Consider the following 12,079-nt stretch of genomic DNA (forward strand, 5'->3'; position numbering starts at 1 on the left):
CGACGAAACCAGCAAGGATCGGGAGGCAGTGGCCATTCGCGCCGGTAACGGCAGATGCGTGAGCTACCACGGGCCATCGCCATCAGGGGCGCTATACTGAAACCAGCGCCATTCGCATTGGCAATGCCGTTCGCGCCGGTAGCGCCAGCAGTCAGGCAGGACTGACGCGCCCACCACGAATCCGCAAAGCCGGCAAGCCCGACAAGCCAGCCCCCCTGCAAGGGGTCGCTTTCTTTTGGTTACTTTTCTTTACGAGTAAAGAAAAGTGACACCTCCATGTGCCAGAGGGCCTGACACCACTCCGCCTTTAGGCCCTGCAAATCTAAATCAGGTCCCTAAAAACGGACACCCCAGCCTCCTGCAAGGATCGCTTTATTTTGGTTACTTTTCTTTACGAGCCGAGAGTAAATAAAAGTGACACCTCCATGTGCAAAAGAGCCTGACACCACTCCGCCTTTAGGCCCTGCAGACCTGAATCAGGTCCCTAAAAAATCCAGAGATAAAGAAAGAAAACACTACGCTATATTCTATAAATATACGTAGAAAGTCGATAAAAAATAAGATAAAAAATAGCCAACTTTTTTCCTAATCCCCCGTATAACCTGACACCTTAACCACCGGCCCCCACCTCCCCGCATCCGCAGCCAAAACCTTCCCAAACTGCTCCGCGCTCCCGGTCTGCGGCTCCAGCCCAAGCTTCAGGAACCGCTCCCGCAAGTCCTGCGACTGCACCGCATGCACGATCGCTGCATTCAGCCTGTCGATGGTTGCCTTCGGCACGCCGGCGGGCGCCAGGAACCCATACCGGCCGAGGCCTTCGATATCTTTATAGCCAAGCTCGCTGAACGTAGGCACATCCGGCAGGGCCATCGACCGGTGCGTCCCCGAACTCGCCAGCACGCGGATCTTTCCCGCACGGTGCATCTCGGTAAGGTCCGCCAGCGTATCGACCGAGGCCGGCACCTGCCCGCCCACCAGGGCATTCATCAGCGGCGCGGAGCCATTGAACGGGACATGCAGCATTTCCACGCCGACCTGCTTGCCGAACAGCAGGCCAAAGAAGTGCGGAATGCTGCCAAGCGCCGGCGATGCGTAGGAGTTGTTGCGGGCGGGATTGGTCTTGAGCCAGTCGATGTATTCCTTGAGCGTTTTCGCCGGGGTGCCGGGGCCTGTCGCCAGGGCCAGCTGGAAGTTGGCGGTTTGCGCCACCGGGGTGAAGTCGCGCTGGATGTCGTAGTTCAGCTTGCGGTAGACCAGCGGGGCGATGGTCATCACGGCCGAGTTGGCTACCACCAGCGTATTGCCGTCGGCGGGCAGGGTACGGGCGTAGTCCATCACCAGCCGGCCGCCGGCGCCGGGCTTGTTCTCGATCACGACCGTCTGCTTGAGTTCTTCGCGCAGCTTGTCGCCGATCAGGCGTGCGGCCAGGTCGGCGGTGCCGCCGGCGGGATAGCCCACCAGGATGCGCAACGGACGGTCGTTCTGGGCGATCGCCGGCGCGCTGGCCAGGGCGGTGGCGGCCAGGGCGGCCACGGTGGCGAAGGTGGGGACTAGCGCGCGCAGCAGTTTGGCGGGTTTCAAGGTTTCTCCTGTTTGGTTCGGCATCGGCTCGGGCGGGGCATCGTCCCGCGGGAAGCCGGCCAATTTATCGATACGGTCCGGTGGCGCCAAAGAAGCATTGCGCGGATCGATCTGCGGGTTTTGACTGTCGCTGCCGAATGCCGGACCGCACCCCGGCGGATGCCCCTGCCACACGCTGCGCCAGTTCTCTTGCCGCGGCACAGACGCTAACACCCACCCATATAATTAACAAAATCAACTAAATGTGCGGGTGCGGCATGGGCGGCATGGGCGGCAGCGGGGCGGACGGGCGGGGCGGCGGGCAGGCCGGTGGCCAGCTTGCGGATGGGCCGGAACGGGATCCCGGCGAAACGCTCCGGCATCCGGCCCGGCTGGCCGACTTTCTCAACTACCGCCTGTACCACCTGACCCGTGTCGCGCTTGCCGCCAGTGGTCATCATCTGCGCGTCGCGGCGGGCGTGAGCCGGCGCGAGTGGCGCATGCTGTCCTTCCTGGGCGAGCAGCCGGGTACCCGCCTGACGGAGCTGGCGCAGAGCGCCGGGCTGGACAAGGTGCTGGCCAGCCGGGCCGTGCATGCGCTGATGGCGCGCGGCCTGGTGCGGCGCGCCACGCGCGAGCAGGACCGGCGCGCGGCGGCATTCGCGCTGAGCGAGGAGGGCGAGGCGGTCTACCAACTGGCCTTTGCCCAGGCGCAGGCCTTCAACGCCCGGCTTGCATCGTGCCTGGACCCCGAGGAAGCGCGGATACTGGCGCGCTGCCTGTCGCGGCTGCATGCCGAGGCCGAAGTCCTGCTGGCGCAGGCCGAAACCCTGCCCAGCACCGTACCCGCGCCTGCGCAGGCGCCGCAGGACTGGTGGCGCCGGCCGTAAGGTTTGCCGGTCCGTTTCCGACTCCAGCAGGCGACGCCGGACTCCCGGACTTGTACACTTGGAGTCAGCGCGTGCCCTCCCAGGAGCCTGCCATGCCGCTTGTCCGTCTCTTGCCATTGTCCCGGTTTCCGTTCCGGCTGCGCGCTGCCGCCGCGGCCGCGCTGCTTCCCTTGTGCTTCCTCGCTGTCCCGCCAGCCCAGGCGGCTCCCCAGCCACCGGCGCCCGCGCAGGCGCTGACGAGGCAGGCGGTCGCCGCCTACGATGCGGGATCGTTCGACGTGGCCTTGCGGGATTTCGCCAAGGCGGCGCAGCAGGGCAACCGGCTGGCGCAGTTCGACTACGCCATGATGCTGCTGCGCGGCGAAGGCACGCCGGTACGCCCCCAGGAAGCCCTGGTCTGGCTGCGGCGCGCGGCCGACAACGACATGACCCATGCCCAGTTCACCTTTGGCGAGCTGTATGAGCACGGCGACCTGGTGCCGCGCTCGCTGGAATCCGCCAACGAGTGGTACCGCCGGGCGGCCGAAGGCGGCCATGTGCAGGCCCAGGTGGAACTGGCGACCAACTACTTCACGGGGCGGGGCGTAGCGCGGGACTACGGCAAGGCCTTCCAGTGGTACAGCCGCGCTGCCACCGCCGGCGACGGCGGCGCGCAGTACATCGTCGCCAGCTATTACGAACGCGGCGAGCCCGGCGTGGTCGAGAAAGACATCGAACAGGCCAAGATCTGGTACGCGCGCTCTGCCTCGCACGGCGATCCCGGGGCGCTGGCCAAGCTGCGCTCGCTGCTGGAGGAGGACCTGAAAGCCAAGGCCAACCCCAGCGCCAAGGGCAATGGCCCGATGTAATGACGCGGTCGCATTGGCATGCTGCCATAGCGAGAGCTTTGCCCCGGCCGCGCCGATGCGGGCCGGATGATAGCGCCGGCAGGGAGGATATCGCGCTGCGTCGAGCCCAGGGCGGTACAACTCTTGCTTGGGACAACAACACGAAACCTGCGCCAATGGGAGGCCCTAGTGGCAACGCACGTCGCACTGAACCATGTCACCCACTACCGGTACGACCGGCCGGTGAAACTATCGCCCCAGGTGGTACGGCTGCGGCCTGCCCCGCACTGCCGCACCCCGGTTCTTTCGTATTCCCTGCGCATCGAGCCGGAGCAGCATTTCGTCAACTGGCAGCAGGACCCGTTTGCCAACTATCTCGCCCGGCTGGTGATTCCCGAGCCGACGACCGAGTTCAAGATCACCGTGGACCTGGTGGTCGAGATGGCCGTCTACAATCCGTTCGACTTCTTCCTGGAGCCCTACGCCGAGCGTTTCCCCTTTGCCTACGAGGCCGGCCTGGCGCATGAGCTGGCGCCCTATATGGCCAAGGGCGAGCCGACGCCGCTGTTTGCCGCCTTCGTGGAAAGCATCCCGCGCACCCCGCAGGTAACCATCGACTTCCTGGTGGCCCTGAACCAGCGCCTGCAGCACGATATCCGCTACCTGATCCGCATGGAGCCTGGCGTGCAGACGCCGGAGGAAACGCTGGAATCCGGTGCCGGCTCCTGCCGCGACTCGGGCTGGCTGCTGGTGCAGGCGCTGCGCCACCTGGGCCTGGCGGCGCGCTTCGTGTCCGGTTATCTGCTGCAGCTGGCGCCAGACGTGAAATCCATCGACGGCCCCAGCGGCACCGAGGTGGACTTCACCGACCTGCACGCCTGGTGCGAGGTCTACCTGCCAGGCGCGGGCTGGATCGGCCTGGATCCCACCTCCGGCCTGCTGGCCGGCGAGGGCCATATCCCGGTGGCGTGCACGCCCGAGCCCAGCAGCGCCGCGCCGGTCAGCGGCGCGGTGGACGAGTCCGAGGTGACCTTCCACCACGAGATGGCGATCACGCGGATCTACGAATCGCCGCGCGTCACCAAGCCCTATACCGAGGCGCAGTGGCAGGCCGTGGCCGCCACCGGCGCCGAGGTCGACCGCCAGCTCAACGCGCAGGACGTGCGCCTGACCATGGGCGGCGAGCCCACCTTTGTCGCGGTCAAGGATCGCGACGGCGCGGAGTGGAACACCGACGCGCTCGGCCCCACCAAGCGCAGCTATGCCACCGAATTGGTGCATAAACTGCGTACCCGCTATGGCGAGGGCGGGTTCCTGCACTTCGGGCAGGGCAAGTGGTATCCGGGCGAGCAGTTGCCGCGCTGGGCCCTGTCGATCTGCTGGCGCGCCGACGGCCACCCTTGCTGGCAGGATCCGTCGCTGTTCGCCGACGAAAGCGAGCCGGGCCACTACACCGATGCCGATTCGCAGCGCTTCCTGGAAAGCCTGGCCTCCCGGCTCGGGCTGGATCCGGGCTTTGTGCAGCCCGGCTATGAAGACACCTGGTATTACCTGTGGCGAGAGCGCCGCCTGCCGGTCAACGTCGATCCGCTGGAAGCGCGGCTGGACGACGAGATGGAGCGCATGCGCTTGCGCCGGGTGTTCGACGGTGGCCTGTCGCGGCCGACCGGCTACGTGCTGCCGCTGCGCCGCGCCGGCGCAGAAGACGGTCCCGCCATGGCCGGCCAGCGCTGGATCAGCGGGCCGTGGTTCTTCCGCGACGACCGCATGTACCTGCTGCCCGGCGATTCGCCGATGGGCTATCGCCTGCCGCTGGACGCACTGCCCTGGGTCAGCGAGGCCGACTATCCGTGGCAGTTCGACCAGGATCCGTTCGCGCCGCGCACGCCGCTGCCAACCGCCGCGCAGGTGCGCGCGCAATTGCCGGGCCTTGCCGGCGCCGGCCAGGGCGCGGCGTTCCACGCCAGCACCGCGGCCTTCCCCGCGCCAGGCTCGGCGAAGGCCGCGGCCGCGGGAACCACGGCCAGCGGCGGCACGGGGGCGTCCGCCGCCCTTGCCTCTGACCCGGCGCGCATGCCCGGGCGCGGCGAATCCGCGGGCTGGATCACGCGCACCGCGCTGTGCGTGGAAGTGCGCCACCCCAGCCGCGCGGCCGGCCCCAAGGTGGAGCGGGCAGCGGCGGGCGACAAGCGCGGCATCATCTACGTCTTCATGCCGCCGCTGACCGTGCTGGAGGATTATCTCGAACTGCTGGCGGCGGTGGAAGCCACTGCCGCCGGGCTGGGCGTGAAGATCATGCTGGAAGGCTATCCGCCGCCGCGCGATGTGCGTCTGAAGCTGCTGCAGGTCACGCCGGACCCTGGCGTGATCGAAGTCAATATCCATCCCGCCGCCAACTGGGACGAGCTGGTCGACCACACCGAGTACCTTTACCAGGCAGCCCACGAAACCTATCTCAGCACCGAGAAGTTCATGCTCGACGGGCGCCACACGGGCACCGGCGGCGGCAACCACTTCGTGCTGGGCGGCGCTACGCCGGCCGACAGCCCTTTCCTGCGCCGGCCCGATGTGCTGGCCAGCCTGATTGCGTACTGGCACAACCATCCCTCGCTGTCCTACCTGTTCTCGGGCATGTTCATCGGCCCGACCAGCCAGGCCCCACGCGTGGACGAGGCGCGCAACGACCAGCTCTACGAACTGGAGATCGCCTTCTCCGAGCTGCAGCACCAGCTCGACCGGCTGGCCGGCGCGGAAGGCGGCATCGGCGCCAGCATGCCGCCGTGGATGGTTGACCGCACGCTGCGCAATATCCTGATCGACGTCACCGGCAACACCCACCGCAGCGAGTTCTGCATCGACAAGCTCTACTCGCCGGACGGCCCCACCGGCCGCCTCGGCCTGCTGGAGCTGCGCGCTTTCGAGATGCCGCCGCATGCCCGCATGAGCCTGGTGCAGCAGCTGCTGCTGCGCGCGCTGCTGGCGCGTTTCTGGCGCCAGCCTTACCGCGCCCGGCTGACCCGCTGGGGCACGGAGCTGCACGACCGCTTCCTGCTGGGCACCTTCGTGCAGATGGATTTCGACGACGTGCTCGCCGAGATGCGCGAGGCGGGCTTCGCCTTCGACAACGCCTGGTTCGCCCCGCATTTCGAGTTCCGCTTCCCGCGCGTGGGCGAGCTTGCCGCGGGCGGCCTGGCGCTGACGCTGCGCGCGGCGCTCGAGCCCTGGCACGTGATGGGCGAGGAGGGCAGCGCGGGCGGCACGGTGCGCTATGTGGATTCCTCGCTGGAGCGCATCGAGGTGCGCGTGCTGGGACTGAACGACAGCCGCCACGTGGTGACGGTCAACGGACGCGCGGTGCCGCTGCAGCCCACCGGGTGCGCCGGCGAATATGTGGCGGGCGTGCGCTACCGCGCCTGGGCGCCGCCGTCCGCGCTCCATCCCACCATCGGCACCCATGTGCCGCTCACTTTCGACGTTGTGGACACCTGGATGGAGCGCAGCATCGGCGGATGCCAGTATCATGTTTCTCATCCGGGCGGGCGTAGTTACGAGACCTTCCCGGTCAATGCCTACGAGGCCGAAAGCCGGCGCCTGACACGTTTCTTCACACTCGGCCACACACCGGGCGTGATGCGCGTGGAGACGCCCCGGCGCAGCCTCGAGTTTCCGTTCACGCTGGATTTGCGGCAACGCTGATCCGGCTCGCCCGCAAGCCTTGCCGCCGTGCCCCTTCAGCCGTCACTGCCCTTCGAAGAATCCGTCTCCGCCGCCGACGCGGTCATGCACCGCGCGCGGCCGGTGCCGCCGGGGCACCTGGACGAACTCGGCGCGGGCGGCGGCGGGCTGAGGCAGCCGTGGGCGGACTTCTTCCAGTTGCTGGGCGAGGAGGGCATCGATGCGCTCGACCAGCAGGCCGCCGCCATGGCGCGCCAGATCCGCGACAACGGCGTCACCTACAACGTGTATGCCGACAACGCCGGCGCGCGCGCCTGGGCGCTGGACCTGCTGCCCTTCCTGATCGACGAGCAGGACTGGCAGCGGATCGAGCGCGGTGTGATCCAGCGGGCCAGCCTGGCCAACGCCATGGCGGCCGACATCTACGGGCCGCAGACCCTGCTGTCCAAGGGGCTGCTGCCCGCGGGGCTGGTCTTCGGCCATCCCGGCTACCTGCGGCCGCTCAAGGGCTACCAGCCGCCGGGCGGCAATTTCCTGCATATCGTCGCCGTGGACCTTGCGCATACCGTGGCGGGCGGCTGGACGGTCATGGCCCACCGCACGGAGACCCCGTCTGGCATGGGCTATGCGCTGGAGAACCGGCTGATCATTTCCAGCCTGTTCGCCGACGCCTTCCGCGAGTTGCGCGTGCGGCGCCTGCCCGCCACCTTCATGCAACTGGTGGCGACGCTGGCCCAGCAGCCGGCGGCGCAGCCGCCCGCGCCGGACAGCGCGGCCGGCGCGGCGGCCGCGGTCAGCAAGCACATCGTGCTGCTGACGCCCGGACCCTATAACGAAACCTATTTCGAGCACACCTTCCTGGCCCGCTACCTCGGCGTCACGCTGGTGGAGGGCAAGGACCTGACGGTACGCAACGACGTGGTGTACCTGAAGACGCTGGCCGGGCTGGAGCGCGTCGACGTGGTGCTGCGCCGCCTGGACGATGCCTACTGCGATCCGGTCGAGCTGCGCCAGGATTCCACGCTCGGCGTGCCGGGCCTGCTGCAGGCCATGCGCGCGGGCAATGTGCTGGTCTCCAACGCGCCCGGCTCGGGTTTCCTGGAGACCCCGGCCATCCACGGCTTCCTGCCGGCCATCGCCCGCGAACTGCTGGGCGAGGACCTGCTGCTGCCCGGCGTGCCGAGCTGGTGGTGCGGCGAGGCCACGGCGCGCGAGGAAGCGCTCGGGCAGTTCACCGAGGCCTTCCTGATGCCGACCTATCCGCGCGGCATGGCGCAGCCTTGGGAAGGGCCGCGGCTGGGCATGGAGCAAGGCCTGCAGCGCCTGGACGAATGGCGCGAGCGGATCGAACAGGTGCCCGATCTCTTCACCATCCAGGCCGACCTGCCGCTGTCGCACGCACCGCGCTGGGAAGGCCCGCACATCGGCTCGCGCATGGCCATGCTGCGGGTCTACGCCATTGCCGACGGCCGCGGCGGCTGGCAGGTGATGCCGGGCGGCTTTACCCGGCTGGCCGGCGAAGGGCAGCCGGCGGTATCGATGCAGCTGGGCGGTTCCAGCGTTGATACCTGGGTGTTGTCGAGCCAGCCGCCGCAGGCCGCGCCGATGGCGCAGCCCTTCCCGATGGCCGGCGCGGGCCCCGGCCCGGCGGCCAAGCCGCTGGCGGTGTCGAGCCGTGCCGCCGAGAACCTGTTCTGGGCCGGCCGCTATGCCGAGCGCGCGGAGAACAATGTGCGCCTGTGCCGGCTGGTGCTGGGCTCGATCGAAAGCAGCGACGACCGCGACGACAGCGCCCTCGACGTCATCGGCGAACTGGTGCGCGCCTGCGGGCTGCTGCCGACCGGCGCGCCCGAGCCGCGGGCATCGCTGCGCGTGTTCGAGCGCAGCCTGGTGTCCGCGCTGGCCGAGGGCGCCGGCTGGACCAGCGTGGGCCAGAACCTGGCCAGCCACGTGCACGCCGCCACCGAGATCCGCAACCGGCTGTCCAACGACCACTGGCGCACCATCCTGGCTGCGCGCAACGATTTCGACGACGCCATGGCCGCCGTCAGCGCGGGGGGACCGGGCGACGCCGCCCACTACGACCGGCCAAGCGTGCTGGCCGCGCTGGATCATCTGGGCATGCAGCTCGCGGCCATCAGCGGTGCCCAGGGCGACCGCATGACCCGTGACGAAGCCTGGCGCCTGCTGTTCATCGGCCGCCATATCGAACGCCTGGGCACGCTGTCGACCTTCCTGCTGGTGTTTGCCCGCAACGGCGCGCTGCTGCACCGCAGCTGCTTCGACCTGCTGCTGCACCTGTTCGACAGCACGCTTACCTACCGCGCCCTCTATCCCGGCCGCACCGACGTCCCCGCGCTGGTCGACCAGCTGGTGATCGAGCCCACCAACCCGCGCGGGCTCTACGGCTTGCTGGCGCGGCTGCGCGTCAAGCTCGGCCAGATCTCGCCGCCGGCCAGCCCGGCCGGCACCGGACGCGTGCCGCTGCCGCAGTTGCTGCCGGCCGTCGAGAGCCTGCCGGGCTGGGAGGCACTATGCCAGCGCGGCGCCGGCGGCCAATACGCCAATCTGGTGCAATTGTGCGAACAACTGACGGGCATGATGGTGCAACTATCCGATGAGGTCAGCGCGCGATACTTCAGCCACGCCGGCATGGCCAGGTCCGGCATGCGGCCATGAGCGCGGCGATGAACAAGATGATGAACGAGGCGGCCGGCGCTGCCGGCAGCACGCCTGCCAGCCCCGCCGGGACGCAGGCGGTGGCGGCGGTGCCGGCAGCATCCGCCCCGCCGGTGCTGACGATCCACCACAAGACCACCTACGATTATTCCGCGCCGGTGGAAAACGCCCAGCAGCGGGCCGTGGTGTTCCCGGTGACCTGCCCGTGGCAGGCGGTACTGTCGCACCGCACGCTGATCGAGCCGGCGCCGTCGCACCAGCATGCCGGCACCGACACGTTCGGCAACAACGTGCTGTACTTCACCATCGACGTGCCGCACGACTTCATGCAGCTCTACTGCGAGAGCACGGTCAGCCTGACGCCGCGCTGGGAGACGCTCGATCCGGCCGCCAGCATGCCGTGGGAGGCCGCCGTCGAGGCGCTGCGCTTTCGCGCCGGCCAGCCTTTCCGGCCGGAAAGCGAGTTCTGCTTCGCCTCGCCCAACGTGGCACTGCATCCCGACCTCAAGGCCTACGCGCTGGCCAGCTTCGGGCCCGGCGTGCCGGTGGTGGCGGGCGCCATCGACCTGATGCGCCGGGTCCACGCAGAGTTCGAATACGAGCCCGAAGCCACCGAGGTCGACACCCCGGCGCTGCAGGCTTTCGGCCTGCGCAGCGGCGTGTGCCAGGATTTCGCCCAGGTCATGATCGGCTGCCTGCGCTCGCTCGGCCTCGCCGCGCGCTATGTCAGCGGCTACCTGCGCACCGATCCGCCTCCGGGGCAGCCCAGGCTGATCGGCGCCGACGCGTCGCACGCGTGGCTGTCGGTGTACTGCCCGCTGGCCGGCTGGGTCGATCTCGATCCCACCAACGATGTGCTGGCCGATACCGGCCATGTCACGCTGGCGTTCGGGCGCGACTACAGCGACGTATCGCTGCTGCGCGGCGTGATAGTGGGCGGCGGCGCGCATGGCGTCGACGTGGAAGTCAGCGTGCTGCCGGCCGGGTAGCGCCGCAAGGCCGCGAGCGGCGGCACCGGCGGCGGGAGCGTGGCTGGCAAGCCTATTGCTTGTCCATAGCCCGGGTTTGCAGAAAGAGGGGGGAATCACCATGCTAAGCCGCACCGCCGACCACTTGTTCTGGATGGCCCGCTACACCGAGCGTGCCGAGAACACCGCCCGCATGCTGGACGTCAATTACCAGGCCTCGCTGCTGCCGCAGTCGCCCGACGTCGCCCGGCAGGGCTGGCTGGCGATGCTCGACGTGACCGAACTCACGCCGGTATTCGCCGAGCATCACGGCTCGGTGGCCAACGAAGAAGTGATCGACTTCATGGTCAGCGACCTGAGCCATCCGGCCTCGATCATGTCCTGCCTGCGCGCCGCCCGCGAGAACGCCCGCGCCGTGCGCGGCGCGCTCACCACGCCGCTGTGGGAAACCATCAACACCACCTGGCTCGACGTCCGGCAAATGGTCGCCGACGGCATCCTGCGGCACGATCCGGCGCAGTTCTTCGAATGGGTCAAGTTCCGCTCCCACCTCACGCGCGGCGTGGAAGCCGGCACCATGCTCAAGGACGAAGCGTATTGCTTCATGCGGCTGGGCACGTTCCTGGAGCGCGCCGACAACACCGCCCGCATCCTCGACGTCAAGTTCCAGGCGACCGACCTCGGCCGGCAGCAGGACGATTTCTACCAGTGGGCCGCCGTGTTGCGCTCGGTGTCCGGGCTGGAGATGTACCGCAAGGTCTATCGCTCGGTGGTCACGCCAGAGCGCGTGGCGGAATTGCTGATCGTGCATCCGGACATGCCGCGCTCGCTCGCGGCCAGCCTGCGGGAAGTGGTCTCGCTGCTGGCGCAGGTGCGCAACGGGCAGTCAGCGGAGACGGAGCGGCGTGCCGGGAAACTGCATTCGGAACTCAGGTTTGCCCGCATCGAGGATATTATTTCCGTGGGGATTCATGGATGGCTCGGCGATTTTTTGCGGAGGATTCATGAGGTGGGGAGTGGGGTTAGTCAGAATTTTTTGATGAGGGGGTAGGGGGTAGGGGGTAGGCGTGGGTTTATTGGTTTTTGTTTTGCGTTTTTAGGGACCTGATTTGGGTTTGCAGGGCCTAAAGGCGGAGTGGCGTCGGGCTCATGGGCACATGGAGGTGTCACTTTTCTTTACTCGTAAAGAAAAGTAACCAAAAGAAAGCGATCCTTGCAGGAGGCTGGCGTGTCGGGCTTGGTTGCATTGCGGATTCGTGGTGGGCGCGGCGGTTCTAATAAACTGCTGGCGCTACCGGCACGAACGGCATTGCCGCTGCGAATGACGGTGGTTTCATTGTATGACCCCTGAATGACGAACTCGCTTGCCCTTTCATGCATCTGCCGTTACCGGTTTATATGGCCACGCGATCATGAACGGCACGGGTTTCGTCGTGGGCGCGGTGGCCCCGGATTTGGGATGCTCGTCTCAAGCTGGAGC

The 12,079-nt window shown here is 67.8% G+C and carries 8 protein-coding genes; 6 read left to right on the forward strand and 2 right to left on the reverse strand.

The genetic code is table 11. From position 1 onward, the window contains the following. Positions 1 to 585 precede the first annotated feature (585 nt). Complete coding sequence (locus tag AC3FOF_RS43955; protein WP_276268537.1) at positions 586 to 1,581, reverse strand: Bug family tripartite tricarboxylate transporter substrate binding protein; 996 nt, start codon at positions 1,579 to 1,581, stop codon at positions 586 to 588. 266 nt (positions 1,582 to 1,847) lie between these two features. On the opposite strand from AC3FOF_RS43955, the gene AC3FOF_RS43960 reads away from it, so the two are divergent. The 6 genes from AC3FOF_RS43960 to AC3FOF_RS43985 all read left to right on the forward strand — a co-directional run bounded on the left by AC3FOF_RS43960 (position 1,848) and on the right by AC3FOF_RS43985 (position 11,650). Further along, entirely contained in the window at positions 1,848 to 2,450 is a 603-nt protein-coding gene (locus tag AC3FOF_RS43960) for a MarR family winged helix-turn-helix transcriptional regulator (protein ID WP_488730244.1), read from the forward strand. 92 nt (positions 2,451 to 2,542) lie between these two features. Then, positions 2,543 to 3,298, forward strand: a complete 756-nt coding sequence (locus AC3FOF_RS43965) for a tetratricopeptide repeat protein (protein ID WP_276264850.1) — start codon at positions 2,543 to 2,545, stop codon at positions 3,296 to 3,298. A gap of 168 nt (positions 3,299 to 3,466) precedes the next feature. Further along, positions 3,467 to 6,973 carry a transglutaminase family protein gene (locus AC3FOF_RS43970; RefSeq protein ID WP_488730245.1) on the forward strand — a complete coding sequence of 1,169 codons (3,507 nt, stop codon included), beginning with the start codon at positions 3,467 to 3,469 and terminating at the stop codon, positions 6,971 to 6,973. A gap of 27 nt (positions 6,974 to 7,000) precedes the next feature. Beyond that, positions 7,001 to 9,631 carry a circularly permuted type 2 ATP-grasp protein gene (locus tag AC3FOF_RS43975; RefSeq protein ID WP_430869531.1) on the forward strand — a complete coding sequence of 877 codons (2,631 nt, stop codon included), beginning with the start codon at positions 7,001 to 7,003 and terminating at the stop codon, positions 9,629 to 9,631. Next, entirely contained in the window at positions 9,628 to 10,620 is a 993-nt protein-coding gene (locus AC3FOF_RS43980) for a transglutaminase family protein (protein WP_488730246.1), read from the forward strand. Before AC3FOF_RS43975 ends, AC3FOF_RS43980 begins: the two co-directional genes overlap by 4 nt. A gap of 100 nt (positions 10,621 to 10,720) precedes the next feature. Beyond that, entirely contained in the window at positions 10,721 to 11,650 is a 930-nt protein-coding gene (locus tag AC3FOF_RS43985) for an alpha-E domain-containing protein (RefSeq protein ID WP_017225802.1), read from the forward strand. A 125-nt stretch (positions 11,651 to 11,775) separates the two neighbouring features. Here AC3FOF_RS43985 and AC3FOF_RS43990 read toward each other — a convergent pair whose 3' ends face one another. Then, on the reverse strand, positions 11,776 to 11,979 hold the full coding sequence (locus AC3FOF_RS43990; RefSeq protein ID WP_488730247.1) for a hypothetical protein: 204 nt from the start codon (positions 11,977 to 11,979) through the stop codon (positions 11,776 to 11,778). Between the last annotated feature and the right edge of the window lie 100 nt (positions 11,980 to 12,079).

The organism is Cupriavidus sp. 96C5-1, from assembly GCF_057798855.1.

Coding starts and splice junctions, on each gene's coding strand:
- AC3FOF_RS43985 (WP_017225802.1), top strand. CDS start 10,721: ATGCTAAGCCGCACCGCCGACCACTTGTTCTGGATGGCCCGCTACACC.
- AC3FOF_RS43965 (WP_276264850.1), top strand. CDS start 2,543: ATGCCGCTTGTCCGTCTCTTGCCATTGTCCCGGTTTCCGTTCCGGCTG.
- AC3FOF_RS43990 (WP_488730247.1), bottom strand. CDS start 11,979: ATGCATGAAAGGGCAAGCGAGTTCGTCATTCAGGGGTCATACAATGAA.
- AC3FOF_RS43960 (WP_488730244.1), top strand. CDS start 1,848: ATGGGCGGCAGCGGGGCGGACGGGCGGGGCGGCGGGCAGGCCGGTGGC.
- AC3FOF_RS43980 (WP_488730246.1), top strand. CDS start 9,628: ATGAGCGCGGCGATGAACAAGATGATGAACGAGGCGGCCGGCGCTGCC.